The organism is Cohnella mopanensis, from assembly GCF_022352055.1.
In the GTDB taxonomy this organism is placed as follows: Bacteria; Bacillota; Bacilli; order Paenibacillales; family Paenibacillaceae; genus Cohnella; species Cohnella mopanensis.
The window spans coordinates 177,245-204,233 of sequence record NZ_JAKRWM010000002.1 but is presented as its reverse complement, the minus strand read 5'-3'; the positions used below and the strand labels follow the sequence as shown (position 1 = coordinate 204,233).

Genomic DNA, 26,989 nt, shown 5'->3' with positions numbered 1-26,989 from the left:
CGTTAACTTTCATAACATTAACTATATCATACTGGATTTTTAGCTTTTTGAGAACCGCTTATAGCCATTTATTTGTCAGGAAACTACAATGTCGATACCGACAACTCCATAAGCAATCCCATCCATCCTCTTAAGCGGCATCGAAACCGTTAGGCACGGCTTTTTGGTAATCGCCGAAATATAAACCTCGGATACGAATGTTTCCCCATCCATCGCTTTCTTCCACCATTCGCGGCCCCTGGCGTTTAATAAACCCGCCTCGGGCTCTGAGTATACGAACGATCCGTCGCTTCGATTAGACCAGATTGCTTCCATCCCAACCGTGCGCTCCAACCAACTGCCCAGCACCTCGCGGTGACTCTCTTCCGCCATGCTCGCCAGCTCTGGATCATTAGCCAAAATTCGCAGCACATCCGTCCAACGCGCGGTATCCGCTGCAACCGCCCCCTCCCAAACCCGTCCTCCGGCTTGTTGGACGGCGGCGATTAATTCATCGGCCGATTCTTTAAGATCTTCCGAGACCCGTCCAAGATTATGGATCTCCGTTCTCTGGCGCTTATTCAAAGCCAACGTGTCATCGACGCTGCTCATAGTCAAACCTACCGATTCCACAACATCCTCCAGCAGCGAGTTTGTTGCAGACGTCCGATCGGCTTGTTCCACCGCGAACTGCAACGTTTTACCGACATGCCCATCTACATTCAAGAAAGAGTTAAAGATGACGTCCATTTTCTCGCGCGTTTTGTTCATTTCCGTCAATCCGAGACTGACGGATTGTTTTTCGCGCTCAACCGAGCTTACGACTTGGCGAATGCCGGCTTCTATATTCTGAACGATACCCGTAGACTTCTTAACAGCTTGTCCGCTTTGATCCGCTAGTTTCCTGATTTCCTGAGCCACGATCGAGAAACCTCGGCCGTTTTCTCCCGCATGGGCAGCTTCGATCGCCGCATTCAGCGCCAGTAACGAGGTTTGGGTCACGATCTCTTGAATCAGCTCGTTGATTTCCCCAATTTTAGAAGCTTGGGCAATCAGCGCGCTCACGCGTTCTTCCATCGTTCCGTGATTTTTAGACAAGTCGTTCATCACTTCATCCGTATGATTAAGAGAACGGCATACTTCCACGACTACGTCTTTGGTTTTCCGGCTTTGCGCGCTCAACTCCTCCGTCACACCGCGAATTTCCTGAGAAGCGGCGGACACTTCTTGCAAGGACGAGAACGCCTCTTCCAATCGAATCATAGCCGTTTTGCTATTCACGCGAAGCTTGTCCTCTTGCTCTGCGGTTCGGTCGGCGATCGCATCCAACTGACTCATGCTTGAATCCACTTCGGACACCGCCGCTTGAAGGCGATCTGAGATCACGACCGCTTCCTCTATCATTTTGCGGAGCGCTTCCGGCTTCGCTCCGTCGGACGAATCCTCCGCATGCGAGGCAACGTTTGTCTGATTCGGACGAGAAATTCGGATCTTGTTCGATTCCTTGCCATAACTCTTAATCCACCGTTGCCATTGCGCCATCTCTCATCACTCCGCACGCCGCTCTTAAAACCGCGTTAGTTTTTCTAACATTATATACCGAAAATCGACAAAAAGAAAGGGACCGCGAGGTCCCTTTCCACAAAAAATGTCATTTGATTGGTTTTTCTTCACAGAAACATAACATGAATCTAACGCATTTTCGCTATGGCTCTAGCGATCGGACGAATTTGATTTTTTCTGAGCAGCTTTATTCTGTGTGTTGTTGCTCACATTCGATTCCGACGCAAACTCCGCTTGGTAGGCATCGTTTTGACCAAGTTTTTGCTTTTTGTTCTTTGCCATTGTCTTCCTCACCTCCACGAATAGCATGGGCAGAGAGGATTTGGATTATGTATGTCGATCTTCGTTTTCTACTTGCGTCTTCAATCTCGCTTTGCCTCTATGAATTCTGGCTTTCACCGTACCGACCGGCAATTGCAAAGCCGTGGCAATCTCGGCATCCTTCAACCCATAATAAAACTTATACAGAAGCAGAGTTCTTGTAACCGGATCCAACTGTCCCAATAAATCGGAAAGCTCCATCATCGACACCGGATCAAAGACAGACTTCGTATCTGCGAGCTCATGCTCCGAATGATCGTAGATAAGCTCATGGCGCCTTGCCCGATTTGCATTCGAAGCCAGGTTATAGGCAATCGCCTTAGCCCAAGGGATGAGTTTATCTTTGTGGCGCAACGTGGATTGTTTCTCAAGGATACGCACCCAAGCTTCTTGGACAACGTCACCTGCATCGTTCTTGTGCCACAGCTTGTGTCGTACGACTTTCAACATCTGAGAATACAGCTCGCACAATACTTCATCTTCTGACCAGAACGCTTCCGGAAAATGAGAATCACGAAGGAAGTTCATGTATCCAGCCACTCCTAAACGGATGCATATTTGAAGTATTATCATTCTATCACAAACTCGATAAAAAGAGAATAATTACCATTTAATAGGAAATAAACGACACCATCTCATTATTTATTTCATTTCATATAAAAAGCCTATGAGCAGATCCGTTCAGATCTACACATAGGCCCAATCAATTACAACTTAGTCGATTCGTTTCGATGCGATTTCGCCCGTTATGCGCGCCACGAATTCATCGATAGCTTGAGTTCCTAAATCCCCTTCGCCACGGCGACGAACCGAAACGGTTCCGTTTAAGGACTCATTCTCGCCAATGACGAGCATGTAAGGAATTTTCTCCAGTTGAGCTTCGCGAATTTTGTATCCCAGCTTTTCATTACGCATATCCGACTCTACGCGAACGCCGGCCCGTTGAAGCTTCTCAGCTACTTCTTTAACATATGGCTCGTAAATCGGGTTAACCGGAATAAGCTTCGCTTGTACCGGGGTCAGCCATAGCGGCAATGCGCCCGCGAAATTTTCCAACAAGAACGCGGTCATACGTTCCATCGTGCTTATAATTCCCCGGTGAATAACGACCGGGCGATGTTTTTTGCCATCGTCGCCGACGTATTCCAATTGGAAACGTTCCGGCAACAACACATCAAGCTGCGCTGTCGATAGCGTTTCTTCTTTTCCTAACGCCGTCTTAATTTGCACGTCCAGCTTCGGCCCGTAGAACGCCGCTTCGCCTTCCGCTTCGAAGAACGGCAAATCGAGCTCTTCTACGACCTCGCGCAGCATCCGCTGCGAAGTTTCCCACATTTCATCGTCCGGCCAGTATTTCTCGGTATCCTTAGGATCCCGATAAGAAAGACGGAAGCGGTATTCCTTAATGCCGAAATCCTCGTACACTTGGCGAATCAGATTGACGACGCGAGTGAACTCTTCCTTAATCTGATCGAGACGGCAGAAAATATGGGCATCGTTTAACGTCATTGCGCGAACGCGATGCAATCCAGTTAGAGCTCCGGACATTTCATAGCGGTGCATGGTTCCTAACTCGGCGATGCGAACAGGAAGATCCCGATAACTGCGCATGTCGCTTTTGTATACCATCATGTGATGCGGGCAGTTCATCGGACGAAGCACTAATTCTTCATTGTCCAAGATCATCTTAGGGAACATGTCTTCTTGGTAATGCTCCCAATGCCCGGAAGTTTTATATAGCTCAACATTAGCGAGCACAGGGGTGTATACGTGAGTATAACCGAGTCTTTCCTCAAGATCGACGATATAACGTTCCAGAGTTTGACGCAGCTTCGCGCCGTACGGAAGCCATAGCGGTAACCCTTGGCCTACTTCTCGGGAGAACGTAAACATCTTCAAATCGCGCCCAAGCTTACGGTGGTCGCGTTTCTTAGCTTCTTCCAAGAAATGAAGATGTTCGTCCAGCTCAGCTTTCTTCGCGAACGCAGTGCCGTAAATCCGCTGCAGCATTTTGTTCTTGCTGTCTCCGCGCCAGTAAGCGCCAGCTACGCTAAGCAGCTTGAAGGATTTAATCCGGCCGGTCGATGGCAAGTGCGGACCGCGGCAGAGATCGAAAAACTCCCCTTGATCATAGATCGTGATGGCGACGCCCTCAGGTAAGTCGCGAATCAACTCAAGCTTAAGCGGATCGGCGATCTCTTCGAATATGCGCAGAGCCTCTTCACGGCTAACTTCCCGTCTGACGATCGGAAGGTTCTCCTTAACGATTTTGTCCATTTCTTTCTCGATAACCGCCAAATCTTCCGGGGTAATGGACTGTTCCATATCGATGTCGTAATAAAAGCCGTCTTCGATAACCGGCCCGATCCCAAGCTTTACATTGTCCGTTCCATATACGCGCTTAATCGCTTGCGCTAATAAGTGAGCGGTACTATGTCGCATAACCTCTAACCCGTCGGCATTGTCGAGAGTTACGATCTCCAACGCCACATCGTTCATGATAGGTGTATTCAAATCCACCACCTTACCATCTACTTTGCCAACGACAGCTACTTTCTTAAGTCCCGGGCTGATCGAGAACGCAACATCTTCGATCGTTACTCCGGCATCATAAGTCCGAACCGCGCCATCCGGTAATTTCACTTGAACTGACATTTCCAGTACCTCCTCATTAGGTTTATGGGAAACAAAAAAACACCTCGTCCCGAAAGGGACGGGTGCTCTGTATGCGGCCCGTGGTTCCACCCTCCATTAACCGACAAATGTATTACCGGTCCTCTGGCATGATATAACGGTCATGACCCGACGAAGAATACTAACGCCATCATTGGTGATCGCGAATTCATCCTCGCAGCTCGAAAGGGGTCAACGCCAGTTGGTATCGGAAGGAACTTGCAGCCTAGGTTCCTCTCTCTGATCCGTCCAGTTCGGGCGTCGCTGTCTTTTTCATCGCTTCTGAATGTGGATTGCTATCGAATATTATAACTATTTTATACAACACAAGTCAAGATCGCCACAGCTTATTCTCGGGCTTACACGATCTTAATGAGCCGGCAAATCCGGGTATAATGCAGCCCTATCGCCGAATATGCCTATAATGGTTCGGATGACCTGAGATTCCGGTTCGGGAGTATGGATGTACAGTTGACGGGGAGAAGCGGCCAGCAGACGGCTCACAACCCGGCTTTCTTCTTCCTGCTCTTCTTGTACCTCCTGAAATTTAAGGCTGGAGGAACCCGACATCTCTTCGACGGCGTCTTGCTCAAGAGGACGCATTTCCTCGTCCAGCAATCGAAACGCGTGCCCTCCCGAATGCAAAACATGCACGGTGGACGTTCGCGTCTCTTGCCACTCGACCATCGACTTAAGCAAAGTCATGAATTCCTGATACTGCCTCTCCATCATTCTCTCTTCGATTGCCGTTTCAGCCGCTTCCTGCACTTCCGCGCGATAGTCCCCTAATCTGAAGCGCAGAAATCCATCCAAATGAAGTCGTTCATGTTCTTCTAAGTAATGGGAGAACCGAGTAGCCAGCTTCTGTAGGCGACGTTCTCTGCCACGTCCCATCCACGCTTCCTCGATGTCCGGTTCGCCGTCCATTAAAGAAACGGCTTCCGCGATCAGAGCATCCATCTCCACTTCATCCTTGAATCCAAAGCGAATTTGGAACAAATCGCGAAGCAACGCAGGCTCCTGGTCCGATAATGTGTATTCCGCCAGCACTCGCCCCACTCTGTCGCAGTAGCTCTTCTTATTTTCCGGTGCGGGACCTATAGGGAATTGGCAGCGGATCATCCCGTCTTCCCGGGACAACTCCCACTCAACGCTATCCACCGGGTTTTCCGTCCCCACTAAAGTTCGGTTCAGCATGCCCGCAAGCCGCTCCATTGAAGGCTGATCGGTTCCGTGCTCCACAACGAATTGTACCCTCTTCAATTCCACACCTCCAACATCCAAGCTTGATACTTACTATATGGTGGCCCAAAAAGGGATATACGATGGGTTGTTAGTTATGGTATATTTTATGGAGTTTGATCGTGAAAGGAAGTCCTTATGTTGTCTTTTCCTTCTTTGGGAATTAATCAAGAACGTTGGAATCGTTTACTTCTTACAAGCTTCTGGTGTGTATTGGTGCTATCCGTCGCATTGGAGTGCATGTTCTTACAAATCACTAAAGTTCCGACAGAAGAGTTCGTCAGGCTTTACATTGTCAAGCCTACCCTCATTTTGATCGTGATTGTTATCCTTGCGGAGTCCAGTGTGCGGTTACTGAAGAAACATCATGATTATGTGCTGATTACATCCGCTACTTTAATCACCGTTACGATTACAAGCATTCATTCCTCTTTGGAGTATCTCCTTTTCTTTCTGTTTTTCCCCATCATGATCAGTATTTTTTATTTCCAATATAAGAAGCTGCTGTACGCCATTATAAATACGGGAATTGCCTTCTTCTCTTTGTATCTTCTAGATCCAGATATTCATGAGAGCATCTCATCCATTGGAGCCATTGCGATGGCTGGAATATTGTTCATCTATAGCGGTATTGCTTTCGGAGTATTGGCGCGTGGACGAGAAGCGTTCATGCACTTGCGCACATCGTACGAATCCAATCAGGAGTTGCTCGTTCGTACCATCCTTATGGACAAGCTTGCCAAAACCGACGCACTTACCGACACATACAACCATATGGCTTATCATGAATATAAGGATCATCTTGTAGAACAAGCCGACAATGGCGGGCTGTCTCTGCACCTTGCCATACTGGACATCGATAACTTCAAGAAAGTCAACGACACTTACGGCCATAAAGCGGGAGACGAAGTGCTCCAGAAAGTCGCTTCCATCGCCCGGTCGAAAACAGGTAGCAACGATTTCGTCGCTCGGTACGGCGGCGAGGAATTCGTTATTCTGTTTACCGAAAAAAGCTTTCAAGAGGTGCACGACTTGGTAGAGGATATTCGCAGCTCCATCGCCTCCACCCATCACGATGCCCTTAATGGGCTGAATGTGACCGTCAGCATCGGACTCAACCCCTATTCCCCCGGAATGGGCAAAGAAGAACTCTTTCTAAGAGCGGATTCAGCGCTATACGAAGCGAAGCATTCCGGCAAAAACAGAACCGTAGTCGCCTCTCCTCGTCTCGCAGAGGTGTGAAACAACCGACAAAAAGCTCCGTCTCAAGTTTGAGACGGAGCTTTTTTTGTCTGGCATTCCATTAATTTTGCATGATGTAATCTCTCGCAACGGTATCGTTCTCGTGGTATACCTTGATCGTATTATATTTCGTATCGCGCTGCACGGGAATTTTGCCGCATTCGCGAATGAGCTTAAGAATAAGTTCGATGTTAACCTTGTGAGTGGTTCCCGCCGCCGAAACGACGTTCTCCTCGATCATTGTGCTGCCGAAATCGTTACAACCGTAAGAGAGCGATAACTTGCCGACTTCAGGTCCCATCGTAACCCATGAAGATTGGAAATTATCGATATTATCAAGGGCGATCCGGCTGATCGCCAATGTTTTCAAATATTCTTGGGGAGTCGCTTTCTCCCGCTTCATGTTCGTGTTCTCCGGTTGGAATGTCCACGGAATGAATGCCAAGAATCCTTTGGACGGATAGTTATTGTTCAAGCATTCATCTTGAGCTTCGCGAACGCGCAACAGATGCAACGCTCTCTCTTCCATCGACTCGCCAAAGCCGATAACCATCGTTGCTGTCGTATTCATTCCGATCTTGTGCGCCGTTGTCATCACTTCCATCCAATCTTGCCAAGATCCTTTCAACCGGCTAATTTTTTTACGGGTCCGATCATCCAAAATTTCCGCGCCGCCGCCGGGCAACGAATCAAGCCCTGCTTCATGAAGCTGGCGCACGACGTCTTCGATTGGAATATTGCCGGCGACAACCTGCATCTTGCGAATCTCGGCCGGCGAGAAAGAGTGCATCGTAATCTCGGGAAATTGCTGCTTGATTTTGCGAAGTAAATCCAAATAATAACTAAAAGGCAGATCCGGATTCGTTCCGCCTTGCATGAGGATTTCAGTACCGCCAACATCCATCGTTTCCTGAATTTTCTGCAAGATGATTTCATCCGGCAGTACATAGCCTTCCTTAGAGCCTGGCGCGCGGTAAAAAGCACAAAATCTGCAATACACGTCACACACGTTCGTATAATTTACATTCCGTCCAACAACGAACGTCGTAATGGGCTCGGGATGTTTCCTTAACATGAGCTGGTTCGCCACATGCCCCATCTTCTCTATCTCATCGCTCTCGTATAGAGTTACGATATCTTCAAGCTGCAGTCGTTTTCCTTGCAATGCACCATCCAAAATCCGGTCCACTGGATTCATTGTTCGGACCCTCCTTCTTACGGGACTAGAGTACTTTTGATCGCTTATCCCATCCTAACATAAAAACACCGTGGTAGTCACCTAAGAGGCGACCATACCACGGCGATGTTGAATTCGGACTTTAGTTTCCTTAAACATGTCCCTCTCGTGTTCGTGCAGCAGTACATTGGGCCTTGCAAAATAAAAACCTTGCCCCATGTCGACGTCAAGCTTGAAGAGCATATCCGCTTCTTCTTCGCTCTCAACGCCTTCGGCTACGATTTCGCATTTAATCTCTCGGGCCGCTGTTACGATCGCGCGAAGCAGAGATTCCTTGATTGCGATCCGATCCACGTGGCGGATGACCGATCGATCAATCTTAATCAGTTCAGGGACAAGCTCCCCGATCCATTGTAAGCTGGAATATCCGGAACCCGCATCGTCTACGGCGAAGCGGAAACCTTGTAAGCGGTAGGTACGCAAAATATCGAGCATCGCATCTAAATTCGTGATCTGATGGCGTTCCGTAATTTCAAAATAAACTTGCTGCGGACTGAGCGAAGGATGCTGCTTCAAGCACTGCAACACATGGGATAAAAACAAGGGGTGAGATAAGGTTATGGCCGTTACGTTAAGAAATACGGGCTCCTTAATATTTCTATCCGAGATTTCCTCTAGCGCTCTCTTAACGACGAGAAACTCTAATCGGCTTAACAAGCGCGTTTGCGCGGCGAATTGAAACAATTCGTCGGGCAAATGCAAGACGCTACCCACGGGTCCCCTGGTTAAAATTTCCCAGCCATGTACGTCGCCGCTCGTTAAATTCATGATCGGTTGCGCCAAAACGGAGATCGATCCTTCATTAATCACTTGCTCCATTTGCCTGCGTAAATTTTCCATCTGAGGCGTGAGAACTCCGGTTGCGAGCGCTAACGCGGATTGATAACTCTCGAATAGCAAACGTTCCGTCCTAAGATGAGGGTTATCCGAATGAATCGGTACGGATGCCGTCACTACCCGCATGCTATTTCTCCAGTCCGGCTGGTTGCCGGCTAGCCCTATCTCGAGCTCGTTGCGAATCTTATCCAAACTCGCCTTAAGTTCTATAGGAACTAACCGTTCCTGTTCCTTCTCCGAGCGTTTACGCCCTTCTAGCAGTAGCACGAAATCCATTTTATCGAACTGATCGATCGCAATGACTTTATTCTCACCGAACGTGATCATAACGGACAAACGCAAATGCCTGCGACCGCACTCCTGCAGCCCACTCCAGACTTCTTCCGGGACTTCCTGCTGCAATTGGGAGAATTCCAAACGAAACAAGATCAGGTAACATTCCTTCCTTTGCTTCATGCGCTTGTCCAACAAAGAAACGATTGGACGTCGCATCGTGAAGTCGGGAGGGAAATATTTCAGGGAGCGATCCGGGAGCATCATCTTGCTGATTAGCGTAAATCGGTCGACCAACGTTCGGAAATTCACGTCCTATCATCCTTGTCTAGGGTTGAGTTGGAATTATTGTAGCATGTTTCCGATTACCAGAATAGACAATTTTACCAAAAATCCGCAAGAATTCTGAATATTCTTGCGGATTTTTGTCTTTATTTGTCTTATTCTGTCTAAGATTCGGAATTTACCGCAGCTTCGAATTTTTCCAAAGCCTCTACAAGCAAAGAACGAGGACAAGCGAGATTAATTCTTAAATATCCGGCACCTTGCTTACCGAATACGGAACCCTCGGAGAACGCGACACCCGCCTTATTGAACATGAGTTCCTTCAGCTCCTGCGGTTTCTCGGAAATAGCCGTGCAATCCACCCACGCCAAGTAAGTGCCTTCCGGTTTAATTACCTTGACCTGCGGCAAGCGCTTCTCCGCAAATTCTACAAGCGCTTTAAGGTTGCCTTCCAAATACTCGAGCAGTTGGTCTAACCATTCTTCACCGTGCGTATAGCTGCTCTCGATTGCCGTTAAGCCGAAGTAGCTCTCCATATGGATAGATAATGTTTTAAGCAATGCATTGTATTTGCGCCGTATTTCCTCGTTCGGAATAATGACGGAAGCCGCTTGCAACCCCGCAAGGTTGAAGGTTTTGCTCGGTGCAATACAGGTGACGGAGTGATTCGCGAGCGTCTCCGACAGCGAAGCATACGGAATATGCTTGTACCCTGAAAAGACAAGATCGTGATGAATTTCGTCCGCGACAACGAGCACATTGTATTTCGAGCAAATGTCACCGATGCGTTCGAGTTCTTCCTTCTTCCAGACTCTACCGCCTGGATTATGCGGAGAGCACAATAGCAACATTTTCGCACCCGCGCTCGCTTGCTGTTCCAATAGCTCGAAATCGATCGTATACTGGCCATCCTTCAAAATCAGAGCGTTGTCGACCACGGTACGGCCATTCATTTTGATGACATCATAGAAAGGATAATACACCGGCGATTGCAATATTATGCCGTCTCCCGGCTCCGTGAACGCTAGTACCATAAGGCTCAGAGCGGGCACTACGCCTGGGCTGGAACTAATCCAATCCTGCTTGATCGTCCATCCATGCCGCTTCGCCAGCCAACCGACGATTGCGTCGTAGAACGAATGCGTTCGTACCGAGTAACCATAAATCCCATGCTCGGCTCTGCGCGTTATCGCTTCTACGACTTCCTTGGGCGCTTCGAAATCCATATCCGCAACCCACAACGGCAATATGTCCGCTCGACCGAACAGTTTTTCGGATTGATCCCATTTGTACGAAGCCGTACCTGTTCGATCGATTCTCTTGTCGAAATCGTATTTCATCGCTGCTTTTCCCTCCGGTCTGGTTTACCCGTCGATTTCTCTCTCTGCCGCTTCGATCGCTTGCTTAAGGTCGTTCATAATATCGTCGACATGCTCGATCCCCACGGAGAAACGCAGTAATCGATCGTCAACCCCGATCGCACGGCGAATTTCTTCTGGAATGTCTGCATGAGTCTGTACCGCAGGATAAGTCATCAACGATTCCGCTCCGCCCAAGCTTTCCGCGAACGCGATCAGCTTAATATGACGAAGGATCGGCTCAATCGTCCGGGCATCCTTCATCTTGAACGAGAAAATTCCCGTGTTACCCGAGGATTGCGAGTTCTGTATATCATGCCCCGGATGGTGAGGTAACGCGGGGTAATAAACTTCATCTACGGAAGGATGGATTTTGAGCCACGCGGCAAGTCGCGTTGCGTTGTATTGATGGCGTTCCATACGAAGCGCCAATGTTTTCATCCCTCTCATCAACAGCCACGAATCTTGCGGTCCAAGCACGGCGCCGATTGAATTGTGCAGGAAAGCGACATCTGCGGACAGCTTCTCGCCTTTCGTCACGATAAGCCCTGCAAGCACATCGTTATGGCCGCCCAAATATTTCGTCGCGCTGTGGATGACGATATCCGCGCCCAACTCGATCGGACGTTGGAAGAAAGGCGTTAACAGCGTGTTATCGACGATCGTCAACAAGCCTTTTTGTTTCGCCCATTGGGCTACTTTTGCAATATCCGTTACCATCATGAGCGGATTCGTCGGCGTTTCAATCAGAATAGCTTTCGTATTCGGCTTTCTGTGCGACTCCAATGCGTCAAGGTCGTTCGTATCGATATAAGAAGCCGTCACGCCAAAACGGGACATGACTTGCTCTAATAGACGGTATGTACCGCCATATAAGTCCAACGAAACGAGAAGGTGGTCCCCCTGGCTGAACAAGGCGAAAATGACTTGCAGTGCAGCCATCCCCGAGCTTGTTGCGAACCCTGCATCACCGCTCTCCAGATCGGCAGCGGCGGCTTCCAAGACCGCTCTTGTCGGACTCTTGGATCGCGAATAATCGAATCCGGTACTTTGACCTAGACGAGGATGGCGGAAGGCAGTCGACTGATAGATCGGAAAGCTGACCGCTCCGGTTTGCGGATCATTGATGGAACCGATTTGGGCTAAACGGCTTTCAATATTCATTGTGTAAAATTTCCTCCCTAACGATTGGTATTCGCTTTGCCAAGTTCAAAAGGAGTTGCTTGGTAGACGTAATAATTTAACCAGTTGGAGAACAGCAGATTAGCATGCGCCCGCCACGTCGAAACCGGGAATTTCGCGGGATCGTCGTTCGGGAAATAATTTTTGGGTACGTCTATTCGCAGCCCTTTCGCCTTATCGCGGTCGTATTCCCACTTCAACGATTGGGGATCGTATTCGGAGTGACCGGTGACGAATATTTGCTTTCCATCGGTTGAAGCCGCGATATATACACCGGAATCCTCGGACTCCGACCAGATTTCCAAGCCCTCAACCTTCTCGATATCCGATCTAAGCACCTCTGTATGGCGGGATTGCGGCACGTAAAACATCTCGTCGAATCCCCTTAGCAGTTGAACGTTAGGCTTGGATATTCCATGAGGATATACGCCGAACATTTTCTCCGCCAATGGATATTTGGGCACTCCGAAATGGTGATACAATCCCGCTTGCGCTCCCCAACAAATGTGCAAAGTCGAGGTGACGTTGCTGACGGTCCAATCCATGATTTCCTTCAATTCGTCCCAGTAGTTCACATCTTCGAAGGGAAGATGCTCGACGGGAGCTCCGGTAATAATAAATCCATCGTATTGCTCGTCTTTAATATCGTCGAACGTTTTATAGAAACTCTCCAAATGCTCGGCGGAAGTGTTCTTGGAAAGATGTGTCTTCGGATGCAGCAATACCGCCTCCAATTGAAGCGGAGTATTGCCGATCAGGCGAAGGAGCTGAGTTTCCGTCGTTTCCTTCGTCGGCATTAAATTTAAGATCGCAATCCGCAGAGGGCGAATATCCTGGTGGTATGCGACGCTTTCATCCATTACGAAAATGTTCTCTCCAGCCAGTACTTCCTTAGCGGGCAGATTGTCCGGTACTTTGATCGGCATGTTCATTCCTCCTGTAGGCAACAATTTATGCAAATAAAAAAACGACCCCAAATGAGATAGGGTCGTGTAGCAGTTCGTACGCGCGCCCCTCTCATCTGTCAGAAACGATAACGTTTCCGCAAGATTTAGCACCGTGCGTCTAATAACTACGTCGGTTGCCGGGCTTCATAGGGCTAGTCCCTCCGCCTGCTCTTGATAAGATGGCAAAATCTATTCGGTTGTCGGGAAAACTATCCTTAATGTACCCGAAATTCGGGGGTCAGTCAAGATGGCTTCCCCCCATGCGGCATCAAGTTATTTTCTCCTTGAAAGGTTCGGGGGGTGAGGATTATACTTAACACGTCAATAACGAACAATCGACATCATTTTATGACCATAAAGGGGGGAGTCGGACATGGAAGGCGATACACCCAGGCCCAACGGCAATCGCTTAATTAACGCAGGATGGTATTCCGCATCGGGAGCTCTTTCTTTGTCCGGCTTCCTCGGCTAAGATTTCTCTTACAGTGGAGAGCGTCCTGCATGAACCTGAACGGACATGCAAAGGAGCGAATCCCATGAAAATAAGACTTGTTAATAATGGCATTTTTACCCCAATCGAAAGCATCAACGATACGCTGATCCCACCGAGCAACGGCTTCTACTGGATTGACGCGGACGTTGACGACCTTATCGTCCTTCAACCTCTATTCGGCCTTCACGACCTCGCCGTGGAAGACTGTTTAACGGAAGAAGAACAGCGGCCTAAATTGGAAATTTATGAGAACCAATACTTTCTAGTTATCAATAGCATCCGCTTCGATGATGAGGAAATTTTCCTGCGCGCCTTGAACATTTTCCTTGGGCGACATTATTTAATTACGGTGACCCGCCAAAGGATTAATGAGCTTCGCAGCGTTAAACCGATCTTGTGGGAGCAAGAGGTTGACTCCTCCGATCGTTTCCTCTACCACCTTGTCGATATCGTCGTAGACAATTATATTTCGGTCGGCGACCGAATCGAAGCTCGGATCGAAAGTCTTGAGGAGGATATCCTCATGCATACGAAAAAATCGCATCTGACCGAGATCATCGGACTTCGAAGCGAAATTTTATGGCTCAAAAAAGTGCTGGGTCCACAACGCGAGCTGATTGCGACTTTGAACAAAAAAGATTTGCGGCTGATCGATAATGAGCTTCAGAAATATTTCGGCGACATTCACGAGAATGCGGTCAAAATTTATGAAACGTTCGAAACGTACCGGGATCTCATGGGCAACTTACGAGAAGCCTATCAGTCCAGCCTTGCCAATCGCGCGAACGAAATCATGCGCGTATTTACGGCACTTACTACGATCTTCATGCCCTTAACGTTCATTACAGGAATTTACGGAATGAATTTCGATTATATTCCAGGCATGCATTACAGCTTCGGTTCGGTTGTATTGATCGGCTGTATGGCTGTTATCGGCATTGGCATGTTTTACTTCTTCCGCAAGAAAGATTGGTTGTGATCGCGTGTATAGAGGGGTGTATTTTCTCGGGAGGGCGGCTATTATTCCCTCCCCGAAAATACACCCCTTTTATGTTTACCAGGTTAGTTGTTAGACCGCGCTTTGTTTAACTCTACGGTGCCGAATCCGCATCATTCGCAATTTCTCGTACTGCCTCTCAACTTCCTCTTCATTCGAGCCGCTACTCTCGCCATAAACTTGTTGCAGCAACGGTTTCAAATAGCGATCTCCCAATTGTTCAATAGCCGCCTTAATCTGAAGGGATTCTTCCGGCGGCAACTCCAGCAATTCCATATCGACGACGGGGAGAACGTCGTAACCTTCCTCATCCAACCGTTCGATTCTTTCCAGCAGCTTGCGTCTAGAACAGTTCAATTCCCCTTCCAGCTGAACCAGCGTCCGGCCTTCCCGGATTCCGTTCAGCAAGGACCGCTTCTCCTTCACTGCAGACAAGGCTTTGCCGTATTTCTCTTCCTTCATCTGGAACATCCACGTGGATAGCTGCGCCTCGCTGACGGCCAAGGAAACCCACTCTTGCAACGGATACGCATGGTTTCTTTCGATCCCCTTCAGCAGCTCGACGATCTCGGCGCCATATCTTTCGGTTTTGACTTTACCGAAGCCCGGTATTTGTCCCAGCTCCTCCAACGTTTGCGGTAAATAGACCGCCAGCATCTGTAGCTCCCTATTCGTCGCGATAAGGTACGCCGACTTCTTCTCTTCTAACGACTTGGCCCTTCTCCACTTGCGCAGCCCTGCCGCTGTTTCCTCGGCGTCTTGAGAATCCGCATAACATTGAAGGAGCTGGGGTAGCGCCGGACTCCGTTCCCAGAATGGCGTATCCTCCAGCATTCCATCCAGCAACGGCCTAAAGCCTATCTTCAATTTACTTGCAACCCCGTGGCGAAACGCGGCTAACAGCTCCTCCCAGCTCATTCCTTCATACCATAATTCCTCAACCTCCGACGACTCGATCTCGATCGCTCGCCAGCCTGCGCTCCAGATTCCTTGGAGCTCTCCGATGAATACTTGCGCCCTTTCCTCTGTTGGGCCTGTCGCCCGCGCGAATTGGTTCAAAAACACGACCTGCATTCCGATTCCTCCTAGGCCGCACGATGCGGCGGTTTATGGCGTTCAAGCAGCAATGCCGGCCTAGGAAACGCGCAAAAAAAAGCACCTCCCGCCGATCGGCGGTGAGGTGCTTCCTCACTCCTGCAAACATGAACAGCTTCAGATTATCAAAATTATCCAGGTTAGGCAATACCTCATCGATCATTTATAATGGGGATAGCAGCGACATCAAGGAGGACTTATTCGAATGAATATGAAGGATTTCGATTTTTTATCGGATTCGACCGAACAAACTACGACCCGTTTCGTCACTTTCGTGACGCCTAGCCTGAAACGATTTGACCTTGCGATCTTATCGACAAACCGATTTTACGGCAAGAAGATTGTAACCGATATGATGTTCGGCCGCAGCGCCGTTCTTGGTCCTGACGATCTCGAAGAGGAAGGCGTACTGGAGTCGGTGTTTCGGATCAACGAGGAAGAAGCTTTGGAACTGGCCCAATTTCTAACGCTAGTCCTTGGCGCTGTTAACTTTACCGATTAGAATTCGGAAATTACGGACAGGATAACGGGAAATCCACATCACCCATGGGAGGTTTCCGAATGTTTCCGTTCCGCTCCGAGAAAAAACAACTAACGACCGACCTTGCAACGGTTGAATCCCAACGTAACGGCTTGATCCCGGAGGAGTTTCCAGAGGGGCCATACGGGTCCGTCTTTATCGCGGAGGTGCTGGATAAGAGCGAGCCGTTACGCGAAGATCAACGAGCTCTAAGCGCATTCAATTATGAGAACCGAGAGCTTCATGCAGGGTTAGAGCGAGGCTATCCCGGTGACCACGATATCCCAAGCGAGGGCGATGAGATCGGTTTAGTATAGCTGTTAAAAAGGCAACCTTTAGGTCGGATGACTTAAAGGCTGCCTTTTTCAAATGTATCAGTATATAAGCATCCAGCGATATATGCCGGGTTTCTAAAAGCCGGATCTACCTATGATTATCTATCTACAATTAGAAATCAAAATAATTTTTTGCATTGCGGTAGCAAATATCTTCCACCATGCCGCCAAGAAGCTCTAGATCATGAGGCACTTCGCCTTCAACGACCCATTCCCCGATCATGTTGCACAGAATTCTGCGGAAGTATTCGTGCCGCGGAAAGGAAAGGAAACTACGGGAATCCGTAAGCATGCCAACAAAGCGGCTAAGCAGGCCAAGATTGGCAAGCGCGTTCATCTGCTCCAGCATCCCGTCTTTCGTATCGTTAAACCACCATGCGGAGCCCAACTGAATTTTTCCTGGCGTCTTGCCGTCTTGGAAGCTGCCCATTACCGTGCCCAGCACGTAATAATCCTTAGGATTCAGGGAATAAAGAATCGTTTGAGGCAGCGAGCCTTTGCCTTCGATCCCGTCTAGCAACTTCATAAGCGGGTAAGCCAGTTGTCCGTCATGAATGGAATCGTACCCTGTATCCGGTCCTAACTGATCAAACATTCGGCTATTATTGTTCCGGGAAGCGTGGATGTGAAGTTGCATCGTCCATCCGCGAATCGCGTACTGTTCTCCGAGATGAATCAGCGTATACGTTTTGTGCTTCTGCTCTTCCTCTAAGGTGAGCGTCTGCCCGTTCAACGCTTTGGCGAAAATAGCGGACACTTCTTCCAGCGACGCTTCCGCGTAATAAACTTGATCAAGCGCGTGATCGGAAACTTTGCAACCGACGTTGGCGAAATGCTCAATACGACTGTTAATAGCCGTTAAGAATTGTTCGTAGCTAGTAATGGGCAAGTTTGCTACTTGCTCTAGTTTGCGTACCCATGGAATAAACGTATTGCGGCGCATTTCCAGTCCTTTGTCCGGACGAAAAGAAGGAAGCACCAAGCAATCGAAATCGGAAAGCTCTTTGATGCCTTCATGGTACTCCAGCGTGTCCGTAGGATCATCGGTCGTACAAATTACTCGTACCTGCTGTTCCCGAATCAGCTTTCTGACCGAGAAACCGTTCGATTGCAATATCGCGTTCGCTTTCGCCCAGATCAGAGGCCCGTTCTTCTCGTTAATCGTCTCTTCAATGCCGAAGTACCGGCGCAGTTCCAAATGGGACCAATGATATAACGGATTGCCGACGGTCGTCGGAACCGTCTTTACCCAAGCCATGAACCGGTCATAGTCGCTTACGCCTGGACCTCCGGTTATGAGCGATTCGGGTATTCCGTTCGCTCTCATCGCCCGCCATTTATAGTGATCGCCGTACAGCCAGATTTCCGCCAAATTCCCAAAGCGTTTGTCCTCATAAATTTCCTGCGGATTCAAATGGCAATGATAGTCTATGATTGGCTGGCGCGCTGCATAATCATGATACAACCGTTCCGAAACCTCGTTCCGAAGCAAAAAGTTATCATCCATGAAAGCTTTCACTACACTATCCCGCTCCTTCAGTGAAATTTGACGAGTTCGTCTACGGACACGGCTTGGCCTGTCCGAATGGATCGGTTAGCCGCGATTCCCGTAAGAATGGATCTTGCTCCGTCGATGTGGTTCGCAGCCCGCTTGAAGCGATCCTCTACCGGCGTGCCGAAAATATCGTTGAGCAACACGGGATCTCCGCCACCGTGTCCGCCTATGCCTTCTTCTACTTCCACCTCGTAAGGTGCTGCGAACATAGGGAATACCGTAATGGATTTATCCTTCAGCGCGCCCTCTTGCGATTTCTCTCCACCGGAATTGACGTAAGATTGCTCAACGACCGTCATCTCGATCCGGCCTTTTGTTCCATTGAAAGCAATCCGGTAGCCCTCCCATGGAAGATACGCATTCAAGGAATAAGTCATGATGGCATTATTCTTGTATTTTACCATGACACCCATCGTGTCTTCGATATTGATTCCATCGCCGAATACGCTCTGATCCCGGCGGTAACCGTCTTCGTGCTCGGCATCCAAGTAAAGCCCCTTCAAATTCTCGTTCTCGTCCATATGGAGCGCGAACGGATCGTCCTTGGCATTCGGAGTACCCGTCGCCCGGTCGTAAAATTTCGTTACTCCCCGCTGCTCCGCGTTTTCTTTGCCGTAGAACAGTAAATCTCCGAAAGCGAATACCGTCTCAGGCTCAGAGCCGATCCAGAAGTTGACAAGATCGAAATGATGCGTCGATTTGTGCACGAGCAGACCGCCGCTGTTTCTTTTGTCCCGATGCCATCTCCGGAAATAATCCGCTCCGTGTTGCGTATTCAGCAACCATTCGAAGTGGACGGATGTCACTTTGCCGATCGTGCCGTCTTCGATTAGCTCTCTGGCTTTCGTGTGATGAGGCGCATAACGGTAGTTAAACGTCACGCGTACGTTGCGCCCGGTACGTTCGACCGCGTCCAAGATTTCCTGGCATTTCTTCTCGTCCACCGTCATCGGCTTCTCGGTAACGACGTCGCATCCGAGTTCCATCGCCCGAATGATGTACGTGTGATGGGTACGGTCCACGCTCGTGACGATTACGGCATCCGGACGTTCCTTCGCGATCATCTCTTCGAACTGTTCTGCTTTGTACGTATTTACTTTATGATAGCCGTATTTATCGCTTAATTGCCGGTTAGCGTAATTCATGCGAGTTTGGTTCGTATCGCAGAATGCCAGAAGCTCGGAAGTTTCGCTGAACGAAGTCGCGATTGCCTGATAGAAAAATTCTGCTCTTCCACCTGCACCAACTAGGACGTACTTTTTCTTCATGCTCATTATGCTCACCCTTTTGCGATTAGTAGAATTTCTATAAGGTAAATTTATCGCAAACGAGCATATTATTCTCCGTATTTTCTGCTCAAAATCCCAAAAACCCCGCATATCTTGCTATAATCAAAAGAAGTGAAAGGAGTAGAACAACAATGGAGCTGCCGCTAACGATGATTCACGGAACTTATTCTGACCCCTTATATATCGAATACGTAAGGAGATCAGCCCCATACAGCATGTCTAGCAATCACTTTCATCCCTATTATGAGATCTATTATCTCCTTTCCGGATCCCGCATCTATTTCGTCAAAGACTCGACTTATCGGGTATCCGCAGGCGACCTGGTCTTCATCGATAAGAACGAAGTTCATAAAACGCTTCTCGACGTCGAACCCGCGCATGAGAGAATCGTCATCCATATTGACGACCGGTTCGTCCGTGACGTACTCAAGCAGCATGATTCCTTGTTGCTCGCTCCATTCCAGCAGCAGAGCCCGATCGTCAGCCTGCCCGAGGAAAGCCGTCGCCGATTAGATCAATCCATCATGCATTTGCTAGCCGAGCTGCGCGACAAACCGATGGGATACGATATTTCCCTGCAACAATCCGTTATACAGCTGCTCCTTGTTTCTTCACGTCATGTCGCCGCCAATCGACTGCCAGAACCTATATACGTTTCCCCCTTGCACCGTAAAATTTCGGAGGTCGTACGTTACTTAAACGCGAATTACGGAGAACAAATCCGCGTTAAGGAGCTATCGGAGCGATTTTTCATTAGCCCTTATTACATGAGCCGCGCATTCAAGGAAATTACGGGGTTTACTCTGATCGATTACTTAAACCTTACGCGGATTAAAGAAGCGCAGAGATTGCTTAGGGAAAGCAATCTCTCCATCACTTCCGTAGCCGCGCAAGTCGGCTTCGATAACTTCTCCCACTTCGGCAAAACGTTCAAAAAAATAACCCGATCTTCGGCTCGGGAATACCGCAACAATATAAAATCAAGTTCAAGTATGAACGATTAGGCTCCCGTTCGCTTTACTGGCGTTCCCCAATATTCGCCTCCATTTGATCGTTATTCCGCATTTAATAAAAGACAAAGGGCAGTCCCGCAAGGTCTAATGACTTGACCTGTTGGGACTGCCTATTTCGTTAAGCCTATTTTTCGGAATTTTCCAATCCTAAATAATAATCTAGCTCTAGGTGCAATTCCCGTTTCCTGACCTCGTCGCAGAAAGCCGCATCGATCGTGCGGCGCGTTGTAGCCACGGCATCTTCACGTGACCAACCGCATAGTGAAGCAACCTTCGCCCACTCGCTTGTCAGCGTAATGCCGAGCAGTTCCGGATCGTCGGTATTAACCGTCACGCGGACTCCCGATTCCAATAGCTTGCGAAGAGGGTGCAGCTCAATCGACGGATACAGCAGCACCAAATTCGAGGTTAAGCACACGTTAAGCACGATCTCCTCGCGTGCTAGCCGCGCAAGCAACTTCGGGTCTTCTGCCGCCCTTACGCCATGATCGATGCGATTAACGCGCAACAGGTCCAGGGCGTCCCATACCCCTTCGGGACCGGACGATTCTCCCGCGTGAGCCGTCGTTGCGATTCCAGCTCCTCTCGCCTTAGCGAACGCATGAGCGAACCTAGGTCCGGTTCTCCCCGCGGCTTGCTCGTTCCCGTCGATAGACAAGCCGACGATACGCGGATTTCGGTTCGCGATCATCCAATCGACAAGACCTTCGGCGGCATCGCTACTCTGCGTTCGCAGCAAGGACAAAAGTAGTCTGCAATCGGTTAACCCTTCGTCTGCCGCGCGTTCGAAGCCTGCGATCAACCCTTCGCTTAGTCGGTCTAACGTCCAATGGCGACTCCAGTGGGTCGGATTCACGATCACTTCCGCATAAGAGACGCGTTGCTCCGACAACCTCCGGGCAAACTCGTATGCGATTGATTCTAAATCATCATTGGAGCGAATCAAACCGCAAATCCAATCGAGAAACTCCAGGAAGGATTTCAAGCCGTCGAATTCATACAGCTTCTCTACGGGTCCGGGGAGATCCTCTCCGTATTTACTCGCAAGGGTTAGCAACATAGCCGTCGGAATCGAACCCTCGAGATGGATATGCAATTCCACCTTCGGCAAGTTCGCTAGCCAATCCTCGTCTATATCGGCTGCCATAGTTAAAATCCTCCCGGGTTACCGTCTGCCTCAACGGGCATTCACTTTTGGAATCTCGTTGTTGGCGATCATCTCGCCGAACGGGCTAATGTACGAATTGCCCGCCCTTTTCTCTTGTTTCTCTTTCAGAGGCAGCAACGGGAATAGCAGCTCCGCCGTCCGATAAGCTTCCTCCAAGTGCGGATAACCGGATAAAATGAACGTTTCGATCCCGATATCCGCATAAGCTTTCATCCGGTCCGCGACGGTCTGAGGGTCGCCGACTAGCGCGGTTCCCGCGCCGCCGCGCACTAGCCCAACTCCGGCCCATAGATTAGGGCTGATCTCGAGATTTTCCCGGCTTCCCCCATGCAGATTCATCATTCTTCGCTGGCCGACCGAGTCGAAACGATCCAATATTTTCTGGGCGCTGGCGATCGAATTATCGTCCAAGTAGCTAATGAGTTCATCCGCAGCTTTCCAAGCGTCTTCCTCCTTCTCTCGGACGATGACATGCAGCCGGATTCCAAATCGTACCGTTCTGCCTTGTTCGGCAGCCAGTTTGCGAACGACTTCGATCTTCTCGGCTACCTGTTCGGGCGGCTCTCCCCATGACAGGTAGACGTCGATATGGTTGGCCGCTACTTTATGGCCCGCATCCGAAGAACCGCCGAAGTATAGGGGGGGATAAGGTTGTTGAATCGGCGGGTACAGCACTTTGCCGCCTTTAATCCGAATATGCTCGCCGTCGAGATCGATCTCTTCGCCTTGAAGCGCTTTGCGCCAAACGGTTAGGAATTCGTCCGTCATCTCATACCGGGCATCGTGGTCGAGATGTAGGCCTTCGCCCGCAAGCTCTACCGGATCCCCGCCGGTCACGACGTTGATCAGCAATCTTCCGCCGGATATCCGGTCGAACGTCGAAGCCATTCTTGCCGCGATCGTCGGCGACATAAGCCCCGGACGTACCGCAACGAGAAACTTAAGCCTCTGGGTCATCGGAATCAATGCGGAGGCCGCAATCCAAGGATCTTCGCACGATTTGCCCGTCGGCAGAAGCACGCCTCCGTATCCAAGGCTATCCGCCGCCTTGGCGATCTGGGTCATGTAATCGAAATCAACCGCGCGCGCGCCGTGCCCCGTCCCTAAATATTTGCCGTCGCCGTGCGTGGGAATAAACCAGAATACTTCCATGTCCTGCACTCCTCCCTATGTTAGCGCGATTGTCGCAGAAGCTTCCATATCGGATCGACTAAAGCCGACTTGTCGCTGCTTAAATACTGATTGGCGAAGCTCCTTACCGGATCCCCGGCATAGAATCGTTCATATAGTTCGTGCCTGGAACCCAACTGGCTACCCAACAGATCCCACGCCAGCTTGAACAGCTGCACCTTATTTTCCGCGTTAATGGATACCCCTTCGAAATAGAGATTAAGCAGATCGCTTAACGGTCCGTCGAACTGGCTCATTTTCGCGGGAGTTTGGACGAATCCACCCGCGCCGACTTGCTGCAAAATTTCGATCGCCCGAGGATACAGCTTCGTTCCAATACTTCTCGCCGTATCGATATAGGAAGCCTCGGGCAGCCACATTCCCGTGGCCGGATCCACCTTGGCCTGCGCCTCGGAGGCGATGACGAGCGCCTTCATCGTATCGATCTGCGTGATGAGCTCGCCTAATTTCTCCTGAACGTGCAAGAAGCCGTTGACTCCTATCGCATCCGCCACAGCAAAAGTGACTCCCGTAACGAACTCTAGCTTCGCGACGAAACGAACGATCGTCTGATGGAACGCGAGCGTATTGGAAGAAACGTGCGATCTTAACTTCCAAACCGCATCCGCATCCCCATTAATTAGCACGCGTTCCCAAGGCACGAGCACCTCGTCGAACAGGAGTACCGCGTCCATCTCGTCATACCGCGCGCTTAGCGGGTGATCCTGGACGCCCACCTCCGCGAAAGACTCCCTGCAGACGATATGCAATCCTTTCGAGCCTGCGGGTACGATAATGGCATGCGCGTGCTTGCTATGCCGAACATCTACCTTATTGAACGAGAAGATCAAAAAATCATTCGTATAAGGGGCACCTGTCGCGATCATTTTAGCTCCGCTTAAGACGATGCCCTCGCTCGTCTCCTTGACGACGTGCAAATATCTTTCCGCGATTCTCTGATCGTCTAATCCTTTGGACCTGTCGATCTGCGGATCCAATAACGAAGTCGTCAGAAACAGATCCTTGTCTCTCGCTTCTTGATAATAAGCCGATATTTTCGATTCCAGCTGCGAATCCAGCTTTCCGAGCTGTTTGCGGGAGCCGTACCACCCCGTCACTAGAGAGCGGGCATAGTCGGACAACCGGCTCATGACTCCGTTCGTTTCTTTCGCCCAATAGGAGAACGCATGACTTCTCCTTGCCAGATCCTCCGCGCTATAGGGAACCAGAAACGAACTATGCGCGTACTTGTCGCTCCCGGTCACGGGATACCCGACGTGATCCCTAACTTTGCTATCGTCCAAAAAATCGAACAACCGGCTAATCGTATTCAGCGTTCCCGTGAATGCCGGGTGAGACGGAAGGTCGCTCACTTTATCATTATCGAGCCATACGCTGCGGCCGTCGTTCAAGCTATCCAGGAATCGGTTTCCTCTGGAGGACATATCCCTATCACTCCTTTATCAATTACGGCGTCGGAACGCCGCGCCGGGATGCCTATCCGGGAGACGGCTATCCCCAGGACCGAATAGCTTCTCGCGCATCGTTCCTTTCTCGTACTCCGTCTTGTACAATCCCCGTTCCTGCAAAATCGGAACGACGAGATCGATGATGTCTTCCAAGCTGCCCGGAGTAATGAGATGGGCCAGATTAAACCCGTCGATTCCCGTACGCTCGACCCATTGCTGCATTTGGTCGGCGACTTCTTCGCCCGAACCGAATAGCAATGCGCTTCTTCCCCCGATCTTCGTGATTTCGTCCACGACTTCGCCGACGTTCATCTTTTTCTCCGACATCGTCGTGAACCGGGCAACCGCTGCTTGGCCATGATCGGAAGCATAGTAGGACAAGTAATCGGAACGATCGTATTTGGACAGATCGATTCCGCTAAATCCTCCGTATAGCACTTGAGGAGCTTCATCGCTGCGGATAGCCGTATATTCTCGGAACTTCTCTTCCGCTTCCGCCCGGGTACGCCCCACGATCGAGTTAATCGCCATGAACACCTTTACGTCTTCCGGCTTACGCCCGTATGAGACCGCTTTGGCCCGAATATCGTCCACGTAAAATTTCAAGCTCTCGAAGTTGTGCGCATCGATGAACACGCATTCCGCGTGTTTCGCCGCGAATTCCCTTCCTCTCGCCGACGTCCCCGCCTGATAGAGAACAGGGGTACGCTGAGGAGACGGTTCGCTTAAATGCGGACCCGGAATGTTGTAATATTTGCCTTGATGGTTAATCTCGTGGACTTTGGCGGGATCGGTATAGATGCCTCGCGCCGCGTCGCGAATGACGGCATCGTCCTCCCAACTGGCTTCCCATAGCTTGTAGACGACTTCGAGATATTCATCCGCGACTTCGTATCTTTCATCATGGGTAACCATGCGGTCTAACCCGAAGTTTAATGCCGCGCTTGGCAAAAAAGAGGTGACGATATTCCAGCCCACGCGTCCTCCCGTCAGATGATCTAACGTCGACATTCGCCGAGCGTGCGCGTATGGCGGCTCGTACGTTGTCGGTATCGTGACCGCGAAGCTGAGATGCTCCGTCGCATAAGCCATCGTCGGAATGATCAAGGACGGATCGTTAACCGGCGCTTGAACCGCATCCCTTAACGCCGCGTCGCGATTGCCGCCGAATATATCATAGAAGCCGAGCACGTCCGCCAAGAACAAGGCATCGAATTTCCCCCGTTCCAGCAATTTCGCCAATTCGACCCAATAGTTCAAATCTTTATAGCGATGACGCTGATTCGCCGGATGCTTCCACAGTCCGTGAGCGCTATGCATGGCGGTATTCATGTCGAAAGCGTTCAGCAATATTTTTTTCCCCATCGTCGCATTCCCTCACTTGTATCGGTAACCGGCGCCCGGATGCCGCTCGGTCAACCGGCTTTGCCCGGCTCCGAACAGCTTCTCGCGCATCGTACCTGGTTCATATTGCGTTTTGTATACCCCGCGCTCCTGCAAGATCGGAACGACTCCGTCAATGACTTCCTTCAAGCTGCCCGGCGTGACGAGATGGCCGAGATTAAACCCGTCGATTCCCGTTTTCTCCATCCACGTCTGCATCTGATCCGCTACCTGCTCGGCCGAGCCAGTTAGAACGACCGCTCTGCCTCCGATTTTCTTGACCGACTCGATGACTTCTCCGTACGTCATCTCTTTCGGAGACATCTTCGTATAGCGGGCCAGCACGGTTTGCCCGTGATCGGTAGACTGGTAGGTCAAGATTTGATTCGGATCACCTTTAGACAGGTCAATGCCCGAGTACCCTCCGTAGATCGCTTGCGGGCCTTCCTCACTGCTTAGCGCAGTCAGTTCGCGGAACTTCTCTTCCGCTTCCTTGGCCGTCGTTCCCACGATTGTGCTTAATGCCATGAACACTTTGATGTCGTCGGGATGCCGCCCGTAAGCAACGGCCTGCGCCCGAATATCGTCGACGTAAAACTTCATGCTTTCATAGGAATGGCCGTCGATGAAGACGCATTCCGCGTGTTTTGCCGCAAATGCCCTCCCCCTTGGGGAAGCGCCGGCTTGATACAAGACGGGCGTCCGTTGCGGCGACGGTTCGCTCAAATGCGGACCGGGTATGCGAAAATGCTTGCCTTCATGATGAATCTCATGAACCTTGGACGGGTCCGTGTAAATTCCGTTAACGGCATCCCGAACAACCGCATCGTCTTCCCAGCTTCCTTCCCACAGCTTGTAGACGACTTCCAAATACTCGTCCGCGATATCGTAGCGCTCGTCATGTCCGATCATCCGATTCAGCCCGAAGTTGCGCGCTGCGCTCGGCAGGAAGGAAGTGACCACGTTCCAACCGATCCGGCCGTTCGTCAGATGATCCAGCGTCGTCATTCGCCTGGCATGGGCGTAGGGCTGCTCATAGGTTGTCGGAACCGTGACGGCAAAGCTTAAATGTTTCGTCGAGTAAGCCATTGTCGGGATGATGAGCGAAGGATCGTTGATCGGCGCCTGGATCGCGTCCCGAAGAGCCGCGTCCCTGCTCCCCCGGTAAATATCGTAAAAGCCGTACACATCCGCTAGGAACAACGCGTCGAACAAACCGCGTTCCAGCAATTGCGCCATCTCGGCCCAATATTTCAAATCTTTATACCGGTATCTCTCGCTTTCCGGATGCTTCCACAAGCCGTGCGAATTGTGCATGGCCGCGTTCACGTCGAAAGCGTTCAGTCTGATTTGTTTGGCCATA

Annotated in this window: 23 protein-coding genes and 1 riboswitch; of the genes, 5 read left to right on the top strand and 18 right to left on the bottom strand. The window is 50.1% G+C overall.

Annotated elements, in window-relative coordinates; genetic code table 11:
* Positions 1-75 precede the first annotated feature (75 nt).
* The 5 genes from L3D05_RS05085 to L3D05_RS05070 form a co-directional block, all read right to left on the bottom strand.
* Entirely contained in the window at positions 76-1,521 is a 1,446-nt protein-coding gene (locus tag L3D05_RS05085; RefSeq protein ID WP_239614929.1) for a methyl-accepting chemotaxis protein, read from the bottom strand.
* Positions 1,522-1,692: 171 nt separating this feature from the next.
* Positions 1,693-1,824 carry a hypothetical protein gene (locus L3D05_RS26390; protein ID WP_255807330.1) on the bottom strand — a complete coding sequence of 44 codons (132 nt, stop codon included), beginning with the start codon at positions 1,822-1,824 and terminating at the stop codon, positions 1,693-1,695.
* A 45-nt stretch (positions 1,825-1,869) separates the two neighbouring features.
* A complete protein-coding gene (locus L3D05_RS05080) occupies positions 1,870-2,391 on the bottom strand; it encodes an RNA polymerase sigma factor (RefSeq protein ID WP_239614928.1) in 522 nt (173 codons plus the stop codon).
* A 186-nt stretch (positions 2,392-2,577) separates the two neighbouring features.
* Complete coding sequence (gene thrS / locus L3D05_RS05075) at positions 2,578-4,518, bottom strand: threonine--tRNA ligase (protein ID WP_239614927.1); 1,941 nt, start codon at positions 4,516-4,518, stop codon at positions 2,578-2,580.
* Between the two features lie 387 nt (positions 4,519-4,905).
* A complete protein-coding gene (locus L3D05_RS05070) occupies positions 4,906-5,799 on the bottom strand; it encodes a putative sporulation protein YtxC (RefSeq protein ID WP_239614926.1) in 894 nt (297 codons plus the stop codon).
* Between the two features lie 219 nt (positions 5,800-6,018).
* On the opposite strand from L3D05_RS05070, the gene L3D05_RS05065 reads away from it, so the two are divergent.
* Complete coding sequence (locus tag L3D05_RS05065; protein WP_239614925.1) at positions 6,019-7,020, top strand: GGDEF domain-containing protein; 1,002 nt, start codon at positions 6,019-6,021, stop codon at positions 7,018-7,020.
* Positions 7,021-7,081: 61 nt separating this feature from the next.
* On the opposite strand, the gene mqnC is transcribed toward L3D05_RS05065, so the two are convergent.
* The 5 genes from mqnC to metA form a co-directional block, all read right to left on the bottom strand.
* Positions 7,082-8,218 carry a cyclic dehypoxanthinyl futalosine synthase gene (gene mqnC, locus L3D05_RS05060; protein WP_239614924.1) on the bottom strand — a complete coding sequence of 379 codons (1,137 nt, stop codon included), beginning with the start codon at positions 8,216-8,218 and terminating at the stop codon, positions 7,082-7,084.
* Positions 8,219-8,299: 81 nt separating this feature from the next.
* Positions 8,300-9,679 (bottom strand): EAL domain-containing protein, encoded by a 1,380-nt coding sequence (locus tag L3D05_RS26670; RefSeq protein ID WP_239614923.1) that lies wholly within the window; start codon positions 9,677-9,679, stop codon positions 8,300-8,302.
* A gap of 137 nt (positions 9,680-9,816) precedes the next feature.
* Entirely contained in the window at positions 9,817-10,992 is a 1,176-nt protein-coding gene (locus L3D05_RS05050; RefSeq protein ID WP_239614922.1) for a MalY/PatB family protein, read from the bottom strand.
* Positions 10,993-11,016: 24 nt separating this feature from the next.
* Positions 11,017-12,174: a PLP-dependent transferase gene (locus tag L3D05_RS05045; protein WP_239614921.1), complete on the bottom strand. Its 1,158-nt coding sequence runs from the start codon at positions 12,172-12,174 to the stop codon at positions 11,017-11,019.
* A gap of 17 nt (positions 12,175-12,191) precedes the next feature.
* Positions 12,192-13,118 (bottom strand): homoserine O-acetyltransferase MetA, encoded by a 927-nt coding sequence (gene metA / locus L3D05_RS05040; protein WP_239614920.1) that lies wholly within the window; start codon positions 13,116-13,118, stop codon positions 12,192-12,194.
* Positions 13,119-13,206: 88 nt separating this feature from the next.
* Positions 13,207-13,320, bottom strand: a riboswitch (SAM riboswitch).
* 355 nt (positions 13,321-13,675) lie between these two features.
* Between metA and corA the strand changes: the two genes are divergently transcribed.
* The gene (gene corA, locus L3D05_RS05035; RefSeq protein ID WP_239614919.1) at positions 13,676-14,611 is read left to right on the top strand and encodes a magnesium/cobalt transporter CorA; all 936 of its coding nucleotides are present in this window, start codon (positions 13,676-13,678) and stop codon (positions 14,609-14,611) included.
* Between the two features lie 90 nt (positions 14,612-14,701).
* Here corA and L3D05_RS05030 read toward each other — a convergent pair whose 3' ends face one another.
* Positions 14,702-15,703, bottom strand: coding sequence for an HRDC domain-containing protein (locus tag L3D05_RS05030; RefSeq protein WP_239614918.1), 1,002 nt, complete (start codon positions 15,701-15,703; stop codon positions 14,702-14,704).
* A gap of 226 nt (positions 15,704-15,929) precedes the next feature.
* On the opposite strand from L3D05_RS05030, the gene L3D05_RS05025 reads away from it, so the two are divergent.
* Positions 15,930-16,226, top strand: a complete 297-nt coding sequence (locus tag L3D05_RS05025; protein ID WP_239614917.1) for a DUF3055 domain-containing protein — start codon at positions 15,930-15,932, stop codon at positions 16,224-16,226.
* A 59-nt stretch (positions 16,227-16,285) separates the two neighbouring features.
* Entirely contained in the window at positions 16,286-16,561 is a 276-nt protein-coding gene (locus L3D05_RS05020; RefSeq protein WP_239614916.1) for a hypothetical protein, read from the top strand.
* Between the two features lie 130 nt (positions 16,562-16,691).
* Here L3D05_RS05020 and uxaC read toward each other — a convergent pair whose 3' ends face one another.
* Both uxaC and L3D05_RS05010 read right to left on the bottom strand, forming a co-directional pair.
* Positions 16,692-18,098 (bottom strand): glucuronate isomerase, encoded by a 1,407-nt coding sequence (gene uxaC, locus L3D05_RS05015; protein ID WP_239614915.1) that lies wholly within the window; start codon positions 18,096-18,098, stop codon positions 16,692-16,694.
* Positions 18,099-18,115: 17 nt separating this feature from the next.
* Entirely contained in the window at positions 18,116-19,408 is a 1,293-nt protein-coding gene (locus tag L3D05_RS05010) for a Gfo/Idh/MocA family protein (protein WP_239614914.1), read from the bottom strand.
* 146 nt (positions 19,409-19,554) lie between these two features.
* On the opposite strand from L3D05_RS05010, the gene L3D05_RS05005 reads away from it, so the two are divergent.
* Positions 19,555-20,427, top strand: a complete 873-nt coding sequence (locus L3D05_RS05005) for an AraC family transcriptional regulator (RefSeq protein WP_239614913.1) — start codon at positions 19,555-19,557, stop codon at positions 20,425-20,427.
* 133 nt (positions 20,428-20,560) lie between these two features.
* On the opposite strand, the gene add is transcribed toward L3D05_RS05005, so the two are convergent.
* From add to L3D05_RS04980, 5 genes are read right to left on the bottom strand one after another with little or no spacing between them, the layout of a single operon-like run.
* The gene (gene add, locus L3D05_RS05000; RefSeq protein ID WP_239614912.1) at positions 20,561-21,583 is read right to left on the bottom strand and encodes an adenosine deaminase; all 1,023 of its coding nucleotides are present in this window, start codon (positions 21,581-21,583) and stop codon (positions 20,561-20,563) included.
* A 30-nt stretch (positions 21,584-21,613) separates the two neighbouring features.
* Positions 21,614-22,756: an FMNH2-dependent alkanesulfonate monooxygenase gene (gene ssuD / locus L3D05_RS04995; RefSeq protein WP_239614911.1), complete on the bottom strand. Its 1,143-nt coding sequence runs from the start codon at positions 22,754-22,756 to the stop codon at positions 21,614-21,616.
* Between the two features lie 20 nt (positions 22,757-22,776).
* Positions 22,777-24,219: a 4-hydroxyphenylacetate 3-hydroxylase family protein gene (locus tag L3D05_RS04990; RefSeq protein WP_239614910.1), complete on the bottom strand. Its 1,443-nt coding sequence runs from the start codon at positions 24,217-24,219 to the stop codon at positions 22,777-22,779.
* A gap of 18 nt (positions 24,220-24,237) precedes the next feature.
* Positions 24,238-25,608, bottom strand: coding sequence for an LLM class flavin-dependent oxidoreductase (locus tag L3D05_RS04985; protein ID WP_239614909.1), 1,371 nt, complete (start codon positions 25,606-25,608; stop codon positions 24,238-24,240).
* Between the two features lie 12 nt (positions 25,609-25,620).
* Positions 25,621-26,988, bottom strand: coding sequence for an LLM class flavin-dependent oxidoreductase (locus L3D05_RS04980; protein ID WP_239614908.1), 1,368 nt, complete (start codon positions 26,986-26,988; stop codon positions 25,621-25,623).
* Position 26,989: the final 1 nt, after the last annotated feature.